19 protein-coding genes are annotated in these 21,945 nt (G+C 68.9%); 12 read left to right on the plus strand and 7 right to left on the minus strand.

The features are described from left to right. The first annotated feature begins 192 nt into the window (after positions 1-192). Positions 193-1,317, plus strand: coding sequence for an alkene reductase (locus BA022_RS15030; protein WP_088887985.1), 1,125 nt, complete (start codon positions 193-195; stop codon positions 1,315-1,317). A 156-nt stretch (positions 1,318-1,473) separates the two neighbouring features. Continuing rightward, a complete protein-coding gene (locus BA022_RS15035) occupies positions 1,474-2,223 on the plus strand; it encodes a sulfite exporter TauE/SafE family protein (protein ID WP_088887986.1) in 750 nt (249 codons plus the stop codon). A 186-nt stretch (positions 2,224-2,409) separates the two neighbouring features. Here the strand turns inward: BA022_RS15035 and BA022_RS15040 are convergent, their stop codons facing one another. Both BA022_RS15040 and BA022_RS15045 read right to left on the minus strand, forming a co-directional pair. Continuing rightward, positions 2,410-4,062 (minus strand): methyl-accepting chemotaxis protein, encoded by a 1,653-nt coding sequence (locus BA022_RS15040; RefSeq protein ID WP_088888636.1) that lies wholly within the window; start codon positions 4,060-4,062, stop codon positions 2,410-2,412. Positions 4,063-4,246: 184 nt separating this feature from the next. Then, on the minus strand, positions 4,247-6,595 hold the full coding sequence (locus BA022_RS15045; RefSeq protein WP_088887987.1) for a heavy metal translocating P-type ATPase: 2,349 nt from the start codon (positions 6,593-6,595) through the stop codon (positions 4,247-4,249). 178 nt (positions 6,596-6,773) lie between these two features. Here BA022_RS15045 and BA022_RS15050 point away from each other — a divergent pair, with 178 nt between their 5' ends. The 5 genes from BA022_RS15050 to BA022_RS15070 all read left to right on the plus strand — a co-directional run bounded on the left by BA022_RS15050 (position 6,774) and on the right by BA022_RS15070 (position 9,546). Then, a complete protein-coding gene (locus BA022_RS15050) occupies positions 6,774-6,971 on the plus strand; it encodes a heavy-metal-associated domain-containing protein (protein WP_012655153.1) in 198 nt (65 codons plus the stop codon). After that, complete coding sequence (gene cueR / locus BA022_RS15055; RefSeq protein WP_088887988.1) at positions 6,968-7,471, plus strand: Cu(I)-responsive transcriptional regulator; 504 nt, start codon at positions 6,968-6,970, stop codon at positions 7,469-7,471. Before BA022_RS15050 ends, cueR begins: the two co-directional genes overlap by 4 nt. Positions 7,472-7,582: 111 nt before the next feature. Further along, on the plus strand, positions 7,583-7,798 hold the full coding sequence (locus BA022_RS15060; protein ID WP_088887989.1) for a hypervirulence associated TUDOR domain-containing protein: 216 nt from the start codon (positions 7,583-7,585) through the stop codon (positions 7,796-7,798). 12 nt (positions 7,799-7,810) lie between these two features. After that, positions 7,811-8,362 carry a DUF488 domain-containing protein gene (locus BA022_RS15065; protein WP_088887990.1) on the plus strand — a complete coding sequence of 184 codons (552 nt, stop codon included), beginning with the start codon at positions 7,811-7,813 and terminating at the stop codon, positions 8,360-8,362. Further along, positions 8,359-9,546 carry an acetyl-CoA C-acyltransferase family protein gene (locus BA022_RS15070; protein ID WP_088887991.1) on the plus strand — a complete coding sequence of 396 codons (1,188 nt, stop codon included), beginning with the start codon at positions 8,359-8,361 and terminating at the stop codon, positions 9,544-9,546. The genes BA022_RS15065 and BA022_RS15070 overlap by 4 nt, the downstream gene beginning before the upstream one ends. Positions 9,547-9,842: 296 nt before the next feature. Here the strand turns inward: BA022_RS15070 and BA022_RS15075 are convergent, their stop codons facing one another. Further along, positions 9,843-10,145 carry a DUF3297 family protein gene (locus BA022_RS15075; RefSeq protein ID WP_418236095.1) on the minus strand — a complete coding sequence of 101 codons (303 nt, stop codon included), beginning with the start codon at positions 10,143-10,145 and terminating at the stop codon, positions 9,843-9,845. Between the two features lie 477 nt (positions 10,146-10,622). Further along, positions 10,623-11,876 (minus strand): nucleoside recognition domain-containing protein, encoded by a 1,254-nt coding sequence (locus BA022_RS15080; RefSeq protein WP_088887992.1) that lies wholly within the window; start codon positions 11,874-11,876, stop codon positions 10,623-10,625. A gap of 54 nt (positions 11,877-11,930) precedes the next feature. Between BA022_RS15080 and BA022_RS15085 the strand changes: the two genes are divergently transcribed. Then, positions 11,931-12,575, plus strand: coding sequence for a LuxR C-terminal-related transcriptional regulator (locus tag BA022_RS15085; RefSeq protein ID WP_088887993.1), 645 nt, complete (start codon positions 11,931-11,933; stop codon positions 12,573-12,575). A 69-nt stretch (positions 12,576-12,644) separates the two neighbouring features. Here BA022_RS15085 and BA022_RS15090 read toward each other — a convergent pair whose 3' ends face one another. Further along, positions 12,645-15,299 carry a hybrid sensor histidine kinase/response regulator gene (locus BA022_RS15090; RefSeq protein ID WP_088887994.1) on the minus strand — a complete coding sequence of 885 codons (2,655 nt, stop codon included), beginning with the start codon at positions 15,297-15,299 and terminating at the stop codon, positions 12,645-12,647. Positions 15,300-15,468: 169 nt separating this feature from the next. Here BA022_RS15090 and BA022_RS15095 point away from each other — a divergent pair, with 169 nt between their 5' ends. After that, positions 15,469-16,821, plus strand: a complete 1,353-nt coding sequence (locus BA022_RS15095) for a dicarboxylate/amino acid:cation symporter (RefSeq protein ID WP_012655145.1) — start codon at positions 15,469-15,471, stop codon at positions 16,819-16,821. 68 nt (positions 16,822-16,889) lie between these two features. Here the strand turns inward: BA022_RS15095 and BA022_RS15100 are convergent, their stop codons facing one another. Beyond that, entirely contained in the window at positions 16,890-17,867 is a 978-nt protein-coding gene (locus BA022_RS15100) for a recombination-associated protein RdgC (protein WP_088887995.1), read from the minus strand. Between the two features lie 312 nt (positions 17,868-18,179). Here BA022_RS15100 and BA022_RS15105 point away from each other — a divergent pair, with 312 nt between their 5' ends. Further along, positions 18,180-18,809, plus strand: coding sequence for a Spy/CpxP family protein refolding chaperone (locus tag BA022_RS15105; protein ID WP_088887996.1), 630 nt, complete (start codon positions 18,180-18,182; stop codon positions 18,807-18,809). Between the two features lie 126 nt (positions 18,810-18,935). Next, positions 18,936-19,541: an acyloxyacyl hydrolase gene (locus tag BA022_RS15110; protein WP_088887997.1), complete on the plus strand. Its 606-nt coding sequence runs from the start codon at positions 18,936-18,938 to the stop codon at positions 19,539-19,541. Between the two features lie 338 nt (positions 19,542-19,879). Here the strand turns inward: BA022_RS15110 and BA022_RS15115 are convergent, their stop codons facing one another. Beyond that, on the minus strand, positions 19,880-20,851 hold the full coding sequence (locus BA022_RS15115; RefSeq protein ID WP_088887998.1) for a tripartite tricarboxylate transporter substrate-binding protein: 972 nt from the start codon (positions 20,849-20,851) through the stop codon (positions 19,880-19,882). A 242-nt stretch (positions 20,852-21,093) separates the two neighbouring features. Between BA022_RS15115 and BA022_RS15120 the strand changes: the two genes are divergently transcribed. Beyond that, entirely contained in the window at positions 21,094-21,897 is an 804-nt protein-coding gene (locus tag BA022_RS15120; protein ID WP_012655140.1) for an IclR family transcriptional regulator, read from the plus strand. The last annotated feature ends 48 nt before the right edge of the window (positions 21,898-21,945 follow it).

Here is a 21,945-nt window from a genome sequence, read left to right on the forward strand (position 1 = left end):
CGCACGCCGCACGCCCGGCGCCATCCAGGGCCGCCAGCCGGCCCCACCGCCGTACCCCCTCCCTGTTTGACGTAGCACAGAACCCGTGGTTCTGCAGCGCCTGGGTGTACTGCACGCCCTGAGCGATACCGGTAACCTTTGATGCGTGCCGCACCTCCCGCGGTCCGCTTTGCAAGAAGGTACTGAAGTCGCATGACCACTCTGTTCGATCCCATCCAGGCCGGTGACCTGCACCTGGCCAACCGTATCGCCATGGCGCCGCTGACGCGCAACCGCTCGCCCCGGGCCGTGCCGCGCGACATCACCGCCACCTACTACGCCCAGCGCGCCAGCGCCGGCCTGCTGATCACCGAGGGCACGGCCATCACCCACCAGGGCCAGGGCTATTCCGACGTGCCAGGGCTGTACGGCACCGAGCAACTGGACGGCTGGAAGCGCGTTACCCAGGCCGTGCATGCACGTGGCGGCAAGATCGTCACCCAGCTGTGGCACGTGGGGCGCGTGTCGCACACTGCCCTGCAGCCGGAGGGCGGCGCACCCGTGGCGCCGTCGGCCGTGCGCGCGCAATCGCAGACCTACCTGGTGGACGCGGCCAGCGGCCAGGGCCAGTTCGTGCCCACGTCCGAGCCCCGCGCGCTGGCGGCCGAGGAACTGCCGGACATCGTGCATGCCTTCGCCGCCGCCGCGCGCAACGCGGTGCAGACGGCGGGCTTTGACGGCGTGGAGATCCACGGCGCCAACGGCTACCTGCTGGACCAGTTCCTCAAGGACGGCGCCAACCAGCGCAAGGACGACTACGGCGGCGGCATCGCCAACCGCGTGCGCCTGATGGTGGAGGTGACGCGCGCCGTGGTGGACGCCATCGGCGGCGGCCGCGTGGGCATTCGGCTCTCGCCCGTCACCCCCGCCAACGACATCCGCGACAGCGACCCGCAGCCGCTGTTTGAACACCTGGCGCGCGAGCTGGCGCCGCTGGGCCTGGCCTTCATCCATGTGATCGAGGGCGCCACCGGCGGCCCGCGCGAGGTGGAGGGCCGCCCCTTCGACTACGCCGCGTTCAAGAACGCCTACCGCAGCGCGGGCGGGCGCGGCGCCTGGATGGTGAACAACGGCTACGACCGCGACATGGCCCAGGAGGCGCTGGCCAGCGGCCGCGCCGACATCGTGGCCTTTGGCCGCGCGTTCATCTCCAACCCCGACCTGGTGGAGCGCCTGCGGCGGGGCGCCCCGCTCAACGCCTGGGACAAGACCACGTTCTACGGCGGCGGCGAGCACGGCTACATCGACTACCCCGCGCTGGAGCAGGTCCCGGCCTGACGCAGGCGGCCCGCCAAGCATCACGCCCGGCGCCGGGCGTGATGCTTCATGGATGGATATAAAAAACGGCTCCAGCGCTGATGGACAAAGCGCTGGCAGCTATCAAAACAAAAGCGGGTACGCCCATGGGGACCCGCGGGCAGCAGGGAGAGATGCATGGAGACACTGGCCGTCCTCGTCCTGGGCGCCGTCGTGGCGGGCTTCGTGCAAGGCCTGTCGGGCTTTGCGTTCAGCATGGTGGCCATGTCGTTCTGGGTCTGGGTGCTGGAGCCACACCTGGCGGCGGCGCTGGCGGTGTTCGGCTCGCTCACCGGCCAGGTGCTGGCTGCGGTGACCATGCGCCGCGGCTTCAATGCCGCCCTGTTGTGGCCGTTCATTCTGGGCGGCCTGGTGGGCGTGCCCGTGGGCGCCAGCCTGCTGCCCCACCTGAACGCCCACTGGTTCAAAGCCCTGCTGGGCACGCTGCTGGTGTGCTGGTGCCCCGCCATGCTGATGGCGCGCAGCCTGCCGCGGGTGCGTTGGGGCGGGCGCACGGCCGACGCCGTGGTGGGCCTGTGCGGCGGAGTGATGGGCGGCATTGGCGGCTTCACGGGCGTGCTGCCCACGCTGTGGTGCACGCTGCGCGGCCTGCCCAAGGACACCCAGCGCGCCGTGGTGCAGAACTTCAACCTGGCGATGCTGGCCGTGGCCATGGCCACCTATCTGGCCAAGGGTCTGGTCACGCGCGACATGCTGCCCGCCTTCGGCATCGTGGCCACGGCCGTGCTGGTGCCGGTGCTCCTGGGTACGCGGCTGTATATCGGCATCAGCGAGGTCCGCTTTCGCCAGATCGTGCTGGGCCTGCTCACGGTGTCGGGCGGTGCGCTGCTGGTGGCATCCATGCCGCGCCTGCTGGCATCGGCATAAAAATCGGCTCCAACTCCCGCCCATTAAGCGCTAGCAGCTATTTATTAAATAGCAATCTGCTAACTTCCTTGCGCGCCATCACAGGCCGCACAACCAAGGGGCAAAAAAAACGCACCCGAAGGTGCGCAAGGAGGGTTTGTTGAAAACTGGCGGCGGCGCCCGGCCGCCGCGTGCGTCATGCAGCGCTCAAGCGGCGCTCAGGCGCGGCGTGTCGCCGCCCCGCAGCGCGGGGGCCGGCGCGCCGGTGCGCGTGAAGGCCGCGGGCGCGTGGCCGTCGTCGGCCAACTGGAACTGGCTCACCACCTGCGACAGGCGGGCGGCCTGCTCGCGCAGCGACTCGGCCGCCGCGGCGGACTCTTCCACCAGCGCGGCGTTCTGCTGCGTCATGCGGTCGATCTCGCCCACGGAGGCGTTGACCTCGCCGATGCCGCCCGCCTGCTCGGAGGCGGCGGAGTTGATCTCGCCAATGATGTCGGTCACGCGCTGCACGCTGGACACGATCTCCTGCATGGCCTTGCCGGCATCTTCCACGTGGCGCACGCCGCCGTCCACGGCCGTCACGCTGGAGCTGATCAGGCCCTTGATCTCGCTGGCTGCGGCCGCGCTGCGCTGCGCCAGGCTGCGCACCTCGCCCGCCACCACGGCAAAGCCGCGGCCCTGCTCGCCCGCGCGCGCCGCTTCCACGGCCGCGTTCAGCGCGAGGATGTTGGTCTGGAAGGCGATGGAGTCGATCAGGCCGATGATGTCGCCGATCTTGCGGCTGGAGGAGGAGATCTCGTGCATGCTGTTCACCGCCTGCTGCACCACCTTGCCACCGCGCGTGGCGATGCCCGAGGCCGAGGTGACGAGCTGGTTGGCCACCTGCGAGGACGACGCCGTCTGCTGCACCGTGGCGGTGAGCTGCGAGAGCGCTGCCACGGCTTCCTGTGCGTTGCTGGCGGTCTGCTCGGTGCGGGCGGACAGGTCCTGGTTGCCGGTGGCGATCTCCTGGCTGGCCGTGGCGATGTTGCTGCTCGCGTCGCGCACCTGCGCCACCATTGCGCCCAGGCCGTTTTGCATGTCCAGCAGCGCGCGCTGCAGGTCGGCCGCCTCGTCACGGCCTTCCACGTGGATGCGCTGAGACAGGTCGCCCCCGGCGATCGCCTGTGCCATCGCGCGGGCCACTTCCAGCGGGCGGCAGATGGACACCATGTTCAGCAGCGTGAGCGGCACCACCACCACCACAGTGATCAGCACCGCCAGGGCGAACAGCCACTTGGTCTGGTCGGTGACGCGGTCCTGGTGCGCAATGGCGCTGTCCACCTCGGCGGCCAGGCGCTTGTCCAGCGCGGCCACCTTGTCGGTGGCGATGTTGAACTGCTCCACCGCCTTGCCGCTCATGCGGTTGGCGATCGTGGCGGTGTCGTAGCCGCCGGCCTCCAGCTGGCGTGCCACGTGCGCGAACTGCTCGCGGTAGGCCACCAGGTGCTTGGCGACGTCCTTCGCCTCGGCCAGGTCCTCGCCCTGCCAGATCTGGCCCAGCGTGGCCGTGACCTTGCCCGCACGGTCCAGCGACGCCAGCCACCGGTCGTGCGCGGCGCGCACCGACTCGGGGCGCTCGTAGTGGATGATCATGTCCTTCTCGTGCTGGCGGATCTCACCCATCTCGCTGCGCAGCTGGCCCATCAGCTTCACCGCGGCATGCGGCTGGCTGACGAAGTCCTGGGCCAGCCCGTGGATGCGGAACATGCCCAGCATGCCGGCACCGCCCAGCAGGCCCAACAGGCCCAGTACCACGCCAATGGCGCCGATCATTCGCAGGCGGATCGTGAAGAGCCGCATGAGCGCGTAAATATTCATCACCGTTTCCTTGTCGTGTGCAGCCACCGGCGGGCCGCCCTCCCATGATGTGCGTCGCGCAATCCATCACCCTGTCAGGCAATGGCTTGCGCGTGACTTACGAACGAAGCCGCGCGCCAATATGCAACAAAACGTTGCATATTGCCAGAGAAATAAGAATCTTTCTGTCGCGTTTATCCACCGATCACCGGTGCCAGCGCTTGAGTAAAAGCGCGTTGGTCATCACGCTGACCGAACTCAGCGCCATCGCGGCCCCCGCAACCACCGGACTCAGGTAGCCCAGCGCCGCCAGCGGGATGCCCGCCACGTTGTACGCAAATGCCCAGAACAGGTTCTGGCGGATCTTGGTCACCGTGCGCCGCGAGATGTCCAGCGCCGCCGCCACCAACTGCGGGTCGCCGCGCATCAGCGTGATGCCCGCCGCGTGCATGGCCACGTCGGTGCCGTTGCCCATGGCCATGCCCACATCGGCCGCGGCCAGCGCGGGCGCGTCATTCACGCCGTCGCCCACCATGGCCACGACATGGCCCTGCGCCTTCAGCGCATTCACCGCCGCCGCCTTGTCGCCGGGCAGCACCTCGGCCATCACCTCGCCGGCCTCCGGCTGCAGGCCCACGCGGCGGGCCATGGCCTCGGCCGCACCGCGGTTGTCGCCAGAGATCATCACGCAGCGCACGCCCTGGTCGCGCAGTTGTGCCAGTGCCTCGCGCGCGTCGGGCTTGGGCTCATCGCCAAAGGCCAGCAGCGCGCGCAAGACATAGTGCGCCCCCGCGCTCGGCACTATCGTGTCCTCGCTGCCCCCCAAGGGAGTGCTCGCGGCTTCGGGCGGCCGTGCGCCGGTGGGGTCCTGCGCGACCCGCTCGGCCACCGCGGACACGGTGGCGCCTTCGGCCTGCAGCGTGGCCGCACGATCGGCCAGCGGGCCCAGGTCCACGCCCAGCTCCTGCATCCAGCGCAGGCTGCCAACCAGGTAACTCCGTGCTGCCACCTCGCCCTCGGTGCCACGGCCGGGCACGGCGCGCACTCCGTCGGGCGCAGGAACAGGCAGGCCACGCTCCTGGGCGGCGCTCACCACGGCGCGTGCGAGCGGGTGCTCACTGCCGCTCTGCACCGCGGCCACAGCCGACAGCAGTGCCGCCTCATCCACCCCTGGTTCCACGTGAAACGCCGTCAGCCGCGGCCGGCCCACGGTCAGCGTACCGGTCTTGTCAAAGGCCACGGTCTGCACGCGGTGGGCGGTTTCCAGCGCCTCGGCATCCTTGATGAGGATGCCATGCCTGGCCGCCACGCCGGTGCCCGCCATGATGGCCGCCGGCGTGGCCAGTCCCAGCGCACAGGGGCAAGCGATGACCAGCACCGCCACGGCATGGATCAGCGCGGCCTCCACGCCCGCGCCCGTCCACAGCCAGCCCAGCAGCGTGACGATGGCAATCGCCAGCACCACCGGCACGAAGACCGCCGACACCTTGTCCACCAGCCGCTGGATGGGCGCCTTGGCCGCCTGCGCATCCTCCACCAGGCGGATGATGCGCGCGAGCACCGTCTCCCCCCCCACAGCCGTCACCTGCATCACGATGCGCCCATCGCCATTGATCGAGCCGCCGGTGAGCGCCCCGCCCTCCGGGCCATCGGCGCTGCGCGCCACGGGCAGCGGCTCGCCGGTCAGCATGGATTCGTCCACCTGCGTGTGCCCTTCCACCACCGTGCCGTCCACGGGGATGCGCTCGCCCGGGCGCACCACCAGCCGGTCACCGGCCATCACCTCGGCAATCGGCACGTCCACCTCGCCGTCCCGGCCCAGCAGGTGGGCCACCTCGGGGCGCAGCGCGTGCAGCGCGCGGATGGCGGCCGTGGTCTGGCGCTTGGCGCGCGCTTCCAGCCACTTGCCCAGCAGCACCAGCGTGATCACCACGGCCGATGCCTCGAAGTACAGGTGCGGCGTGTGCCCTGCGCCATGGGTGGATTCGGCCGTGGCCCACAGCCACAGCGACAGGCCGTAGCCCGCGCTGGTGCCGATGGCCACCAGCAGGTCCATGTTGCCCGTGAGCGCCTTGGCGGCATGCCAACCCGCCTTGTAAAAGCGCGCGCCGAGGATGAACTGCACCGGCGTGGCCAGGATGAACTGCACCCACGCCGGCAGCATCCAGTGCAAGCCGAACAGATCGCCCAGCATGGGCAGCACCAGCGGCGCCGACAGCAGCAGCCCCACGGCCACCGGCGTGAAGCCTGCCCAGGGCGACTGCGCGCCCTCCTCACTCGCTTCCTGCTCCTCCACGCTGCGCGGCTCGTAGCCGGCATTGCGCACGGCGCGGCGTGCCAGCGCCTCCATGCCCCCGCCGCTGGCGGCGTCGAACACGATGTGCGCGCGCTCGGTCGCCAGGTTCACCGTGGCGTCCTGCACGCCCGGCACCTTGCGCAGCGCACGTTCCACCCGGCCCACGCAGCTCGCGCAGGTCATGCCGGCAATGCCCAGATCCAGCGTGCCCGCGGGGGCGTCGCCCGATGCGGCAGGGGAAAGGGAAGCAGAAGTCATGAAAGCCACCTTGGAATCGATACAGGGCGCACCTTAAACCTTGACATGCTGGCAAGGTCAAGCGGCAGGCCGCGCGGGTCCCCGCTTGACTTTGACACCATGTCAGGCTTCATGATGCAGCTGTCGGCCACCCGCTGGCCCGCAACCCATCCACCGCCCTTTGATCGAGAGGACCATCATGCAATACACATTTCAAGTCCAGGGAATGACCTGCGGCCACTGCGAACGCGCCGTGGTGCACGCGGTGCGCCAAGTCGACACCGACGCCCTCGTGAAGGTGGACCTGGCCACCGGCCAGGTCATCGTGGAGAGCGACAAGTCGCGCGAGGCGCTGGCCAACGCCATCCAGGAAGAAGGCTACAAGGTCGCCGCATGAGCACCGCGCCGCGGCGCCCTGCCCACCGCGTGCCCAGCGACGGCGCTGCGCGCGCGGCCGCGCTGGACTGGCCCGTCGCGATCGGCACGGCCGCCGAGCGCGCGGGCGTCTCGGCGCGCATGGTGCGCCACTATGAATCGCTGGGCCTACTGACCGGCGTGGCACGCACCGACAGCGGCTACCGCCAGTACACCGAGGCCGATGTGCACACCCTTCGCTTCATCCGCCGCGCGCGCGACCTGGGCTTCTCGATGGAGGAGATCGCCACCCTGCTCGGCCTGTGGCAGGACAAGCAGCGCGCCAGCAGCCAGGTCAAACGCATCGCCCAGGCGCACATCGACAATCTGAGCGAGCGCATCGCCGCCATGCAGGCCATGCAGCGCAGCCTGCAGGCGCTGGTGCACTGCTGCCACGGCGACGACCGGCCGGACTGCCCGATTCTGGACGATCTGGCCATGGCCGGCACCCCGAATAGCGGCGCCACCGAAGTCGCTATTTAATTCATAGCTGCCAGCGCTTGTGGACAGGGCGCTGGAGGCCTAAAACACCCCAAACCAACCTGCAGGCCGGGCCACAATGGCCGCCTTGACACACCCTGCAGGAGGCATGCCATGGCACACCCTTTCAAGGTGGGCGACCACGTCAGCTGGAACTCCGAGGCCGGCCGCGTCAGCGGGCGCATCACCGCCGTCCACACCCGCGCGCTGCAGTGGAAGGGCTACACCCACCACGCCAGCGCCGAAGAGCCGCAGTACGAGATCCAGAGCGACAAGACCGACCATGTCGCGCTGCACAAAGGCAGCGCGCTGCAACGCCTGGCCCGCTGAGCGGCACACGCAATGGCCGCGCCGCCGCTCTACACCATCGGGCACTCCACGCTGGCGGTGCTGGACTTCATCGCGCTGCTGCAGCGCGAAGGCGTGACACGGGTGATCGACGTGCGCGCCATCCCGCGCTCGCTGCGCCAGCCGCAATTCCACGAGGACCGGCTGCCCGGCGCGCTGGCCGCGCAGGGCATCGCCTACACCCACATGCCAGCGCTGGGCGGGCGCCGCCCCTTGCAGCGCGGCGTGCCGCCCACCACCAACGGCTACTGGGACAACCGCAGCTTTCACAACTACGCCGACTACGCGCTGCAGCCCGCCTTTCGCGCCGCGCTGGCCGCGCTGCGCACGGCCGCGGCACGCGAGCCCTGCGCCATCATGTGCGCCGAGGCCGTGTGGTGGCGCTGCCACCGCCGCATCATCACCGACCACGTGCTGGCCGCCGGCGGCGCGGTGCGCCACATCCTGGGCGCGCGCACCGAGAGTGCGACACTCACCCCGGCCGCGCAGGTCCACCCGGACGGTACGGTCACCTATCCACCTCCAACCACCGTATCTGCCCCATGACCCACCGCGAAGTCTTCGTCGTCAGCACCGCACGCACCGCCATCGGCACCTTCGGCGGCAGCCTGAAGGACGTGCCCAACACCCAGCTCGCCACCACCGCCGTGAAGGCCGCCATCGCGCGCGCCGGCATCGCGCCCGACGCCGTGGGCCATGTGGTCATGGGCAACGTGATCCCCACCGACACCAAAGACGCGTACCTGAGCCGCGTGGCGGCGATTGACGCCGGCTGCCCCATCGAGACGCCCGCCTTCAACGTCAACCGCCTGTGCGGCTCGGGCCTGCAGGCCATCATCAGCGCCGCCCAGGCCATCGGCTATGGCGACTGCGACGTGGCCGTGGGCGGTGGCTCGGAATCCATGAGCCGCGGCCCCTACTTCGACCAGGGCGCGCGCTGGGGCCAGCGCATGGGCGACAGCAAGAGCATCGACTACATGCTCGGCATCCTGCACGACCCCTGGCAGAAGATGCACATGGGCATCACCGCCGAGAACGTGGCCGAGCGCTACCAAATTTCGCGCGAGATGCAGGACCAGCTCGCCCTTGCCAGCCAGCAGCGCGCCGCCGCCGCCATCGCCGCCGGCTACTTCAAGGAACAGATCGTTCCGGTCGAAATCGCCACGCGCAAGGGCACCGTGCTGTTCCAGGAAGACGAACATGTGCGCGCCGCCACCACGCTGGACGTGCTGGCGGGCATGAAGCCCGCGTTCAAGAAGGAAGGCGGCACGGTCACGGCCGGCAACGCCTCGGGCATCAACGACGGTGCCTCCGCCGTGGTGCTGGTGGCGGGCGACCGCCTGCAGGCGCTGAACGTGAAGCCCCTGGCGCGCCTGGTGGGCTATGCGCACGCCGGCGTGGACCCGGCCTACATGGGCATCGGCCCCGTGCCCGCCACCCAGAAGGTGCTGCAACGCACCGGCCTGAAGGTGCAGGACATGGACGTGATCGAGGCCAACGAGGCTTTCGCCGCCCAGGCCTGCGCCGTGGTGCAGGAGCTGGGCCTGGACCCCGCCAAGGTCAACCCCAACGGCTCGGGCATCTCGCTGGGCCACCCCGTGGGTGCCACGGGCGCCATCATCACCACCAAGGCGATTGCCGAGCTGCACCGCACGGGCGGGCGCTACGCGCTGGTGACCATGTGCATCGGCGGCGGCCAGGGCATCGCGGCGATCTTCGAGCGGGTTTGAGTCGTTCAGGCCTTCAGCGCTTGTCCATCAAGCGCTGCTAGCTCCTGATTGAGTAGCAACCAAACGATCCCGCACCTTCCTCACGGCCGATCAGAACGCCGCCTGCAGCTCTTGGGCGGATCCGACCCTAGGGCTGCATACCCGATTCCCGCGCTTTTCTGAACCGACGCGCGCAGGCTGCGCATCCACGGCAGTACGTCGGACATCATGAGGGGAAAAGTTGCGCGGCCACTACCGTGCCGAGGAACCAGCGGGCATCCACCCACCAGCCACCCGATCCCGCCGGGTGGCTTTTTTTATGCCGCGGCTTCCGGCTTGTAGAACACCTCCACGCTGCCCTTGAGGGTGATGAGCAGCGGGCGGCCCTTGCGGTCCAGGGTCTTGCCGGCGGGCACCTTGATCCAGCCCTCGCTCACGCAGTACTCCTCCACGTCGACACGCTCCTTGCCGTTGAAGCGGATGCCGATGTCCGCCGCCTGCTGGAACACGGCCGCCACATGGTGCGGGCTGCGCGGGTCGATGGCCAGGCGGTCGGGCAAGGGGAGCAGGGCGGAGTCGGTCACAGGGAAAGATCTCGGAAAGCAGTAAAGGGCCTGCATTGTCCCGCAATCCCGGGGCGGCTGTGGTCTGTATCGCGGTGCCACGGCTCCATCGCTCCTGAATAAGGAGCTGCTAACGATGTGTCAGCCTTCGCTTGCGCCGTTTTTGTTCGGCAGTCTTCCCCGGAAGGCCGCCTTGTGGATAAGTCTGCGGAGCGTTCTGGCACAACTGGCCAGTTATGCACAGGTGCGGGGCGCATCTGGGGCTTGTCCCCATTTGCGGTACAGCAGGCGCCTGCGGCCGTCCCCATGCTTTGGCGCAGCGCAAGTGCTTGATCTTTCAAACAAAAATCGGCTTGCCCACAGGCCGGGCCGCCCTCTACTACTACGACTATTCTTTATAAGAACTACAAAGAACAACCCGTGGCAAACCGCAGCGCCGCACAAAACCCCTTTCTCGGCCCCGGATTGAGGAGGCTTCGGCGTAAAAAAAAGCGCCTGACAAGGCGCTTTTTGGGGAAAGAGGGAAGGTTGCGATCAGCGCAGCAGCGTGTAGCCCACACCGATCGCGGCCAGCAGCCCCACGGCATCGGCCACCAGCGCGCAGGCCAGTGCGTGGCGTGTGTGCTTCACGCCCACGCTGCCGAAGTACACGGCCAGCACGTAGAAGGTGGTCTCGGTGGAGCCCTGCACGATGGCGGCCAGGCGCCCCACGAAGGAATCCACACCGTGCGTCTGCAGCACGTCGATCATCAAACCCCGTGCGCCGGCGCCCGAGAGCACCTTCATCAGCCCCACGGGCAGGGCCGGCAGGAAGTCGGTGTTCCACCCCAGCGCCGCCACCCCTGCGCCGATGGCCGCCAGCAGCGCATCCATGCAGCCCGCGGCGCGGAACACGCCGATGGCCGCCAGGATGGCCACCAGGTACGGAATGATCTGCACCGCCACGCCAAAGCCCTCCTTGGCGCCGTCGATGAAGGCGTCGTACACGTTCACGCGGCGCCAGGCCCCGGCCAGCAGGAACAGCGCCACCACCCCCAGGATCACGCCCGCGCCGGTGGCTCCCGCAATCTGGGCGGCTTGCTCTGCGGGCAGTTGCGCCAGGCCCGCCACCGCCGCCGCCAGCACGCCGCCCACGGCCAGCAAAGGCAGCAGTAGGCGCGCGCGCCAGATCGGCAGGCGCTGAAAGAGCGCCACCGCCAGCACGCCCGCCAGCAGCGAGGCGAAGGTGACCAGCAGCGTCGGCAGGAAGATGTCGGCCGCATTGAATCCCGCGCCCAGACCCTGCTTCAGCGCCACGCTCTGGCGGATGGCGATGACGGACGTGGGGATCAGCGTCAGCCCCGCCGTGTTCATCACCACGAACATGATCTGCGCGTTGCTGGCCGTGCCCGCCGGTTCGCGGTTGAGCGTCTGCAACTCCTGCATAGCCTTGAGGCCCAGCGGCGTGGCCGCGTTGTCCAGCCCCAGCAGGTTGGCGCTGATGTTCATGGTCATCGCGCCCTGGGCCGGGTGGCCGGCGGGCACGCCGGGAAACAGCCGCGTGAGCAGCGGCCCGGCCAGGCGCGCCAGCAGCTCGACCATGCCGGCGCGCTCGCCCACGCGCATCAGGCCCAGCCACAGGGCCATGATGCCGGCCAGGCCCAGCGAGATCTCGAAGCCCGCGCGTGCGCCATCGAACAGCGCCGTCAGCAGGGCCTGGAAGATGCCCGCCTCGCCCAGCAGCCAGCGCACCACGGCGGTGGCGAACGCCACGATGAAAAACCCCGTCCAGACCCAGTTGAGTGCCATGGAACTCGATGGTAGCGGCTGGCCCCGTCCGTGCGCCGTGGCAGACTGCACCCCATGCCGCCCCCCACCCTGCTCGTTGCCGACGACCACCCGCTGTTCCGCGCGGCGCTGATCCAGGTGCTGCACGAGCGCTTTGCGCCGCTGCAGACGCTGGAGGCCGCCAGCGCCGCCACGCTGGGCCAGGCGCTGCAGGACCACCCCGAGGTGGAGTTGGTGCTGCTGGACCTGGCCATGCCCGGCGCGCGGGGTTTCTCGGCCCTGCTGCACGTGCGCGGCGAGTACCCGCAGGTGCCGGTGGTGGTGATCTCGTCCAACGACCACCCGCGCGTGATCCGCCGTGCGCAGCAGTTCGGTGCGGCGGGGTTCATCCCCAAGTCGGCCCCGGCCGAGGACATGGGCGCGGCCATCCGGGCCGTGCTGGACGGCGGCAGCTGGTTTCCGCCCATGGCGGCCGAGCGCTCCGAGGCCGACGCCGCGCTGGCCGCCAAGCTCGCGCAGCTCACGCCGCAGCAGTTCCGCGTGCTGCTGTGCCTGGCCGATGGCCTGCTCAACAAGCAGATCGCGCACGAGCTGGGCCTGGCCGAGAACACCGTCAAGGTGCATGTGACGGCCATCCTGAAAAAGCTGGAGTGCTACAGCCGCACCCAGGCCGCGGTGCTGGTGAAAGGCCTGGAGACGGAGCCGGAAGCCGCGCCCTGAGCGCAGTACCCTGCCTGCACAGTTTCAAGCCCAATCGGCCTCTACCGCTTGTCTGACAAGCGCTAGCAGCTACTGTTTGCGTAGCATCATCTGGCTGATGAGCGCGCGCAGTGCGGACGGGCGCACGGGCTTGAGCAGGTAGCCCCAGCCGCGCTCGGCCGCCTGGCGGCGCAGGGTGCTGCTGCGCTCGGCCGTCACCAGCACCACCGACGGTGCCTGGCCCCACACGGTGCACAGCCGGTCGTACAGGTCGGGGCCGTGGAAGGGCCCCATGCGCACGTCCAGCAGCACCAGCTGTGGCGCGTTGCCGGGCGCGGCCAAGTCCAGGGCCGTCTGCGGGCCGCCCGCCAAAGGCACCTCGCAGCCCCAGCGGCGCAGCAAAGCGCCGGTGGCCTCGCAACTGGGCGCGTCGTCGTCGATGTACCAGGCCGTGGTGCCCTGCAGGGGCTGGTCGCCCTCGGGCGGGGCGGCTGCGCCCGTGGCGGTGGGGCGGGGTGCGGCGGCGGCATCGGCCAGCGGCACGCATACCCAGAACACGCTGCCGCGCCCCAGTTCCGAGCGCAGGCCGATCTCGTGGCCCAGCAGCTTGCCCAGGCGCTCGACGATGGCCAGCCCCAGGCCCGCACCACGGTCGCCATCCTGGCTGTGGCCCTCGCCCAGGCGGCGGAACTCCTCGAAGATCTCGCGCTGCAGGCTCTCGGGGATGCCGGGGCCCTGGTCGTGCACCTCGATGCGCAGGTACCGGCCGCGGCGCCGGCAGCCGATCAGCACGCGCCCGCGGGGCGTGTAGCGGATGGCGTTGGACACCAGGTTCTGCAGGATGCGCCGCAGCAGCGCCTCGTCGCTGCGCACCGCGTAGCGCGTGCCCACGGTGTGCAGGCGCAGGCCCCGGCTGGCGGCGATGATGCCGAAGTTGTGCTGCATCACCTGCAGCAGCGGGCCGAGCGCGAAGTCGCGCACATGCACCTCCAACTGGCCCGATTCCATGCGCGAGATGTCCAGCAGGCTGTTGAGGATGCCGTCCTGCGCGGCCAGCGCGCCGTCGATGCTGTCGGCCACCTGGCGTCCGGCGGCGTCGTGCAGGTGGCCGCGCAGCAGCGAGGCGAACATGCGCGCGGCATTCAGCGGTTGCAGCAGGTCGTGCACCGCGGCGGCCACGAAGCGGGTCTTGTAGCGGTTGGCGGCCTCGGCCTCGCGCCGGGCGGCGTCCAGATCGCGCGTGCGTTCGGCAATGCGCAGCTCCAGCGCATCGGCCAGCGAACGCAGCTCGCGTGCGGCGTTCTTGTAGCTGGTGATGTCGGCGTAGCTGGTCACGAAGCCGCCGTCGGGCAGCGGGTTGCCGCGGATCTCCAGCACCGTGCCGTCGCTCTTGGCGCTCTCATGCAGGTGGGGCTTGCCGCTGCGCAGGTGCTGCAGGCGCCGCTGGATGGCGTCCTCGGTGGGCGTGGCGCCCAGCAGGCCGCGGCGCGCGTTGTGGCGGATCAGCGCCTCCACCGGCGTGCCCACGCGCATCAGCTCGGGCGGAAAGCGAAACAGTTCCACGTAGCGCGAGTTCCACGCCACCAGGTTCAGGTCGCGGTCGATCACCACCACGCCCTGGGGCAGGTGCTGCAGGCTGCGCGACAGGCCGGTGTCGGCCTCGCGCGCGGCCTGCACGATGCCGTCCTGTGCGGTGCGCAGCTCCTGCGCGTGCTGGCGCAGCACGGTCTCCAGCTCCTGGCGGCTGCGCTGGCGCAGCAGGGCCAGGCGCTGTCGCTGGCGCACGAACAGCACCAGCAGTGCCAGCGCCAGCCACAGGCCCGCGGCCGCACCGGCCGCCCAGCGGCGGGCCTCGTTGGCGCTGTCCGCGTGGTGCAGCAGGTGCAGTTGCCAGCCGGTACCTGCCAGCTCCTGCGTGTGCCACAGCAGCGGGCCGGGCAAGGGGGGCTCCTGCGCGCGTGCCAGCACCGTGCCTTCGTCCACCCGCCGCTCCACCTGCAGGCCCAGCGGCGTGAGGGGCTGGCCGGTGTACTGGCGCGTGGCCTCCAGCTCCTGGCGCGCCTGGGGCGTGAGGGGCGCCAGCAGCCGGTAGCGCCAGGCGTCGCGGCTGGCGAGGAAGACCACGCCGTGCGCGTCCGAGGCCAGCACCACGTCGGGGCTCTGGCGCCATTCGCGCTCCAGCTCGGTCAGCAGGATCTTGATGGCCACCAGGCCCAGCGTCTGCCCGTCATCACCGCGGATCGCCGTGGACAGGAAGTAGCCCGCCTCCCCCGTGGTCAGGCCGATGCCGTAGAACCGCCCGTGGCCCTGCGCCAGCGCCTGCTGCACGTAGGGGCGGAAGTGGTAGTCCTCTCCCACGTTGTTGGGGGTGTCGCGCCAGTTGCTGGCGGCGATGGCGCGGCCCTGCAGGTTGATGAGCGTGAGCGTGGACGAATGGCTGGCGCCGTTGGCCTGCTCCAGCTTGCGGTTGAGCGCGTCCACCTCGGCGGGCGTGAGCGGGTGGGTCAGCGCGTCCCTCAGCTGCGCGTCCAGCGCCAGCACCTCGGGCAAGGTGCGAAAGCGGTCGATGCGCTGCTCCAGCGCCTGGCCGTACAGCGTGAGCTGGCGCCGCACACCCTGGCTTTCATCGTGCAGCGCACGGCGCTGCGCGTACTGGCTGGCCAGCAGCATGCACACGGCCATGCCCGCCAGCACGAACAGTGCGACAAGCGCGGTGAGCAGCGGGCGGCGGCGGCGTAGCGGCATGGGCGGAGTGTCCCTGGGTTTGGTGTCCGCGGGCGGGGCGGGCGGGGCGACTAATACCAATAGGTTATCGGCGCGGCGGCGATGCAGGGGTACAACCGCGGACTTCCAAAGATGCGCGGCATTGCACGGCCCTGGCGCGTCTTTTTTTCGACCTCCGGAGACACGCCGCATGCATGCCATTTCCTCTGCCGCCCCCGCCCCGTCGGTGCGGCTTCCGTTCTATCGCCAACTGTATTTCCAGGTGGTGTTCGCCATCATCATCGGCGTACTGCTGGGCCACTTCCAGCCAGAGTACGGCGCGGCGATGAAGCCGTTCGGCGATGCCTTCATCAAGCTCATCAAGATGATCATCGCGCCGGTGATCTTCCTGACCATCGTCACCGGCATCGCCAGCATGAGCCACCTGAGCGCCGTGGGCCGCGTGTTCGGCAAGGCCATGGCGTACTTCCTGACCTTCTCCACGCTGGCGCTGGTGGTGGGCCTGGTGGTGGCCAACGTGATGCAGCCCGGCACCGGCATGCACATCAACGTGGCCGAGCTGGACCAGACCGCCGTCAAGGGCTACGTGAGCAAGTCGCACGAGATGACTCTCACCGGCTTCGCGCTGGACATCATTCCCAAGACGCTGATCAGCCCCTTCGTGGGCGACAACATCCTGCAGGTGCTGCTGGTGGCCGTGCTGTTCGGCGTGTCGCTGGCCATGGTGGGCGACGCCGGCAAGCCCATCCTGGACTTTCTGGACGGCCTGACCAAACCCGTGTTCAAGCTGGTGAACATCGTCATGAAGGCCGCGCCCATCGGCGCCTTCGGCGCCATGGCGTTCACCATCGGCAAGTTTGGCCTGGGCTCGCTGGTGAACCTGGCCGAGCTGGTGCTCACCTTCTACATCACCTCGGCCGTGTTCGTGCTGGTGGTGCTGGGCGCGGTGGCACGGGCCTGCGGCTTCTCGGTGCTCAAGCTGATCCGCTACCTGAAGGCCGAGCTGCTGCTGGTGCTGGGCACCTCCTCGTCCGAGTCCGCCCTGCCCTCGCTGATGGAAAAGATGGAAAAGGCCGGCTGCAGCAAGTCCGTGGTGGGCCTGGTGGTGCCCACGGGCTACTCGTTCAACCTGGACGGCACCAACATCTACATGACGCTGGCCGCGCTCTTCATCGCGCAGGCCACCGACACGCACCTCACGCTGGGCCACCAGATCGCGCTGCTGCTGGTGGCGATGCTGTCGTCCAAGGGCGCGGCCGGCGTGACCGGCGCGGGTTTCATCACCCTGGCCGCCACCCTGGCCGTGGTGCCCGAGGTGCCGGTGGCCGGCATGGCGCTGATCCTGGGCGTAGACCGCTTCATGAGCGAGTGCCGCTCGCTCACCAACTTCATCGGCAACGCCGTGGCCACGGTGGTGGTGTCGCGCTGGGAAAACGCGCTGGATGCCGACCGCCTGCACCGCGTGCTGGATGGTGAGGCCGAGTTCCTGCCCGAGCCCGAACGGGCGGTGGAACCCGTCGTGCTGGCCCGCCACCGGGCCTGATCCGGCAGCGGCCTTCAAGCCAGGCCCCAAGCCCATGCACCGGCAACGGCGCGTGGGCTTATTTTTCGTCAGAACGGCGCGTCGTCGTCGGGGCCGCTAGCCGCGGCATGCAAGGCCCCGGCGGTTGGTGCGGGAGTGGCAGTAGCGCCCCCCAGGCTCGTACGCCCCTCGCCGCCCAGCGCCGCGATCAGGTCGGGAATCAGCTGCGACAGCTCGCCCGTGGCGATCGCCACGTCGGCATCGAAGCCGCCATCGTCCTGCGCCTGGCCCTCGAACACCGTGTCCAGGAATGCCACCTTCTTGAGCTGCAGCCCCTCGGTCAGCACGAAGCTCACGCGGTCGTCCCAGCTCATGGCGAGCTTGGTGGGCAGCTTGCCCGCCTCGATGTGGCCCTGCACTTCCTCGATGTCCAGCGGGTGGCGGGCGTAGCGAACCACGGCCTTGGTCTCGTCGGGCGCCTTCAGCTCGCACTCGCGGTCGATGGAAAAGCCCGCCGGCGGCTCCTGCTCCTTGAGCCACAGCGCCATCGCCGCCTGAGGGCTGGTCTGCGTGTCCAGCAGCGCCAGCGACAGGCCGGGCAGGTGCTCCACCAGCAGGCTCACCACCTCGTCGGCACGGCCCTGGGCGCCGGTATCCAGCACCAGCAAGTGCGCCTGTGGGTCGATCCACACCCAGGTGCCGCCCTGCTTGGTGAAGGCCATGGGCAGCAGGTCCAGCTTGGCCTCTTCCTTGAGTTCCTTGGTTTCCTTCTTGCCGGGCTTGCGGCCGGTCTGCTGCTCGATCTGCGCGGCCTTTTCCTTCACCTTGCGCGCCAGCACGGTGGCCGGGAGCATCTTGGCTTCCCATTGGAAGCGCAGCATCCAGTGGCCGCCCACGCTCTCGGCCAGCAGCCCATGGGCCTCGCCGCGCGGGGGCACCCAGCCGCTGGACTTTTCCTGCGTGGCGCCGCACTCCTGGAAGGGCGCCTTGGCCAGCGCTTCCTCCAGCTGGGTCAGCTCCACCTGCCATTCGGGGGCAATGCGGTACACGATCATGTTCTTGAACACGGGGAGATTCCTTTTGAAATGCCGGCCCCGCGCCAGGGCTGCACGACGGGCGGGGCGGTGAATGGTCCTGATTTGATAGCTACCAGCGCTTATTGGATAAGCGCTGGAGGCACTTTTGGCATAAAACGACTGTAGCCGGCATGGTGGGGCATGCCGGGTGAATAGCAGAACTTTACACAGGCGCAGAATTCGCTCACGGGCGCGTTACACACGCGGCGCACACTGCTTTGCAAGCGCAGGGTGCAGTGTCCCCCATTCGGGTGGACCACCAGGCGCCCATCACTTCCTGTGTGAAGCAAGAAAGGAAACACCATGGCCCGTTTCAAGATCACCCAGCGCCTGGCCGCCACCGCCGTGGCGGCCGCTGTGCTCGCCGGCATGGCTGTGCCCACCCTGGCGCAACCCGGCCCCGGCCCAGCTGCCACCGAGCAAGGCGCATCCCAGGCGCAGCAGCGTCCGCGCCAGCGCGCCCTGACGCCCGAGCAGCGCGAGCAGTACATGGTCCAGCGCGCCGAGGCGTTCAAGCGCAAGCTGCAGCTCACGCCCGAGCAGGAGCCCGCATGGAACAGCTTCCTGCAGTCCATGAAACCCGACGCCGACGCACGCAAGGCGCGGCTGGATTGGCAGGGCATGGACCAGCTCACCACGCCCGAGCGCATCGACCGCATGCGCGCGCTGCGCTCCCAGCGTGCGGTCGAGATGGACCGCCGCGGCGACGCCGTCAAGGCCTTCTATGGCACGCTGACGCCGGCGCAGCAAAAGACCTTCGACGCCGAAGGCAAGCGCATGTACCGCCACTGGGGCGGCGACCACCCCATGGGCAAGCGCTGGGGCAAGGACGGTGCGCGGGGCGACTTCCGCGGTGACGGTCGCGGCATGCGCCACCAAGGCCCTGGCCCGGGCACAGGCGCAGCTCCCGGCGCGCCGCTGACGCCGCAGTAAGCCGGCCCAGGGCCGGGTGCGCATCCGCTGCGCCCGGCCGCGGGCTGCGGCTCTGGCCTACAGGGTGGCTGGGCAGTGGGGGGCTACAGTGGTTACATATTCAGGTAACAACAACACCTCGCAACCATGCCTACCATCGCCCGCCGCAGCGCCTTTTTCCGGCGCACCGCCCTTCTCTCCCCGGCGCCTTTTCTCGCAGCTGCCGCTGCGTGCCTCACGGCCACACCAGCCCTGGCGCAGCCGTCAGAGGACCGGGCCTACGCCCCTTCGGTCTACGTGCAGGGCGAATGGGCGCGGCGCCAGACGGATGCCATCACCATCGGTGCCACCCTGCCCTGGGGCACCTGGCGCCGCCCGCTGTGGGGCGGCGAGCTGCGCGGCCATTGGGATGTTTCACTGAGCCGCTGGTCCTTTGACGGCATCGGCGGGCACAACAGCGCCGTGGTGGTGGGCGTGGCGCCCACGCTGCGTCTGCGCCCCGACGAGGGCCGTTCCCCCTGGTTCTGGGAGGCCGGCATCGGTGCCACCGTGGCCAGCCACCGCTACCGCGTGCAGGACCATGAGTTCAGCACCCGCTTCAACTTTGCCTCGCACCTGGGCCTGGGGCGCAATTTCGGCGCACAGCGCCAGCATGAGCTGATGCTGAGCGTGCAGCACGTGTCCAACGCCGGCATCAAGAGCCCCAACCCCGGGGAGAACTTCCTGCAACTGCGCTACGCGTTGCACTTCTGAGCGGCCTGTGGACAAGCCTGGGGATGCGGCGCTGGTCATCTGCGCCTTGTCCACAGCACCCGTCCCACCGGCGCAGTTGTACCCATTTCAGGCCGGACTTGACCCGGTGCCGGGACACAGACTTTGCAGTAGCGCAAGTACGCGCCGCCATTCAGAAAAAGCGGCTTGTCCACAAAATGGCGCGGGCTCTACTACTACCACTATGAAGTAATAGACACATTCATGAATAACCGGAGCGATGGCCGCGTGGGTCAGGCCGTCGGCCGGTGTGCTTCATTATTGATAGCTGCCAGCGCTTGCCCATCAAGCGCCAGCAGCCATTTTTCCTGCAAGCCGGGTTATTTGGCCAAGCCAAGCTTCTCGATGATGACCTTCTCGGTCTTCATGGTGTCCAGCGCGTACTGCTTGTAGGTGGCGCTGTCCATGTAGTAGGTGTCCATGTCGAACTTCGCCAGGGACTCCTTGTAGTTGGGCATCTCCATGGCCTTCTTGAAGGCGTCGTGCAGCACCTGGGCGATCTTCGGGTCTGTGCCCTTGGGCACCACCAGGCCGAACGGCGAGGTCTGCACCAGGTTGATGCCCACTTCCTTGAGCGTGGGCACGTTGGGGAAGCGGGCCGAGCGCTTGTCCCCCCAGACCGACAGCACGCGCAGCTTGCCCTGCTCCACGTACGGCGCCCAGCCGGGCGTGTCGGCAATCGACATCACATGCCCGCCCAGCACGGCCTGCAGCGACTCGGAGTTGCCCTTGTAGGGGATGTGGTTCAGCGTCACGCCGGCCTGCAGGGCGATGTTCTCCATCGTCAGGTGCAACGTGGTCAGCGCACCGGGCGTGCCGTAGTTCAGCTTGCCGGGGTTGTTCTTGGCGTAGGCGATGTAGTCCTGCATGGACTTGATGGGCGAGTCCGCGGGCACCACCAGGCCGAAGGCGTAGCCCGCCAGGCCGATTACGTATTGCAGGTCGGTGGCCGGGTTCCAGTTGATCTTCTGCGTGTAGGGCAGGCGGAACACCGGCAGCGGCACCTGTGCGAGCGTATAGCCGTCGGCCGGGGTGCTCTGCATCATCTGCGCGGGCAGCACGCCGCCGGCGCCGGGCTTGTTCTCGATGATCACGGGCTGGCCCAGGATCTTGGAGGCGTTCTCCGCCAGCACGCGGAACGGCACATCGGTCGAGCCGCCGGCGGTGAAGCCGATCAGCACCTTGATCGGGCGGCTGGGAAAGCGCTCGGGTTGCGCCAGCGCGGGGCCGGCCACGCAGCCGGCGGCCAGCAGCAGGGACAGGGTGCGGCGGTTGAGCAAAGCATGGGTCATGGAGGGAGTCCTTGGGTCAATGGCCTCCGGCGCTGCGATCAACCCGCTGTGCAGGCCGTGTGCTGTGGAGGCCTTCAGGTAGCGTGGTTTCTCTGTGCGAAATTCATGGAGGCACGGGAGAAGTGGCGTGATTTCAGTATCCCCCTGATGAAAAACCCTTCTCGCTAGGGAAATCCATGAGTCGGTGCAGAAAAGTTGCGATGAAATAATTCCGCTAAGAGAAATTTACCTGGAGAGTGGGAATGGCGCGCACACGGAACATCGACTTCGACGAAGGCGCGGACAGCCGGCGCTTCGTGACCGCGCTGGCCCGGGGGCTGGACGTGCTGGCGTGCTTCCAGGTGGACGAAAAATGGCTCACCAATGCCGAGATCGCCGCGCGCACCGGCCTGCCCAAGCCAACGGTGGTGCGCCTGGCCTATACGCTGTGCGTGCTGGGCTACCTGCGCCATTCGCGCGACAGCGGCAAGTACGCGCTGGGTGACAGCCTGGCGGCACTGGGCATCACCATGGTGTCCAACCTGCGGCTGCGGCGCATTGCACGGCCCTACATGCAGGACTTCGCGGACCGCTACGACATCTCGGTGTCGCTGGGCATCCGCAACGGGCTGTCGGTGCTGTACGTGGAGAACTGCCGCTCGGGCACGCCGCTGTCGCTGGGGCTGGACCTGGGGGCGCGCCTTCCGGTGGCGGAGACGGCCATGGGCCACGCCTTGCTGGCCGTGATGGAGCCGCGCGAGCGCGAGCGGCTGCTGGCCGAGATCCGCCAGGCCGAGGGCGAGCGCTGGCCGCAGTTGCGCCAGGCCATCGAGACCGGGTGTGCCCACTGGCGGGCGCGTGGCTTCACGGTGGTGGTGCGCGACTGGCAGACGGACATCGCGGGCGTGGGCGCCGCCATCCGCCAGCCCGACGGCCGCGTGATCAGCTTCAACGCAGGCGGCTCGGCCAGCAAGTTTCCGCGCGCGCTGCTGGAGCAGGAGATCGGCCCGCAGTTCGCGCGCATGGTCAAGGGGCTGGAGCCGTTCGTGCGCAGCGAGGAAGCGTAAGCTATCGATTAAATAGCTGACAGCGCTTGCTGGACAAGCGCTAGAAGC

This window comes from Diaphorobacter nitroreducens (assembly GCF_002214645.1).
GTDB classification, from domain to species: domain Bacteria; phylum Pseudomonadota; class Gammaproteobacteria; order Burkholderiales; family Burkholderiaceae_C; genus Diaphorobacter; species Diaphorobacter nitroreducens.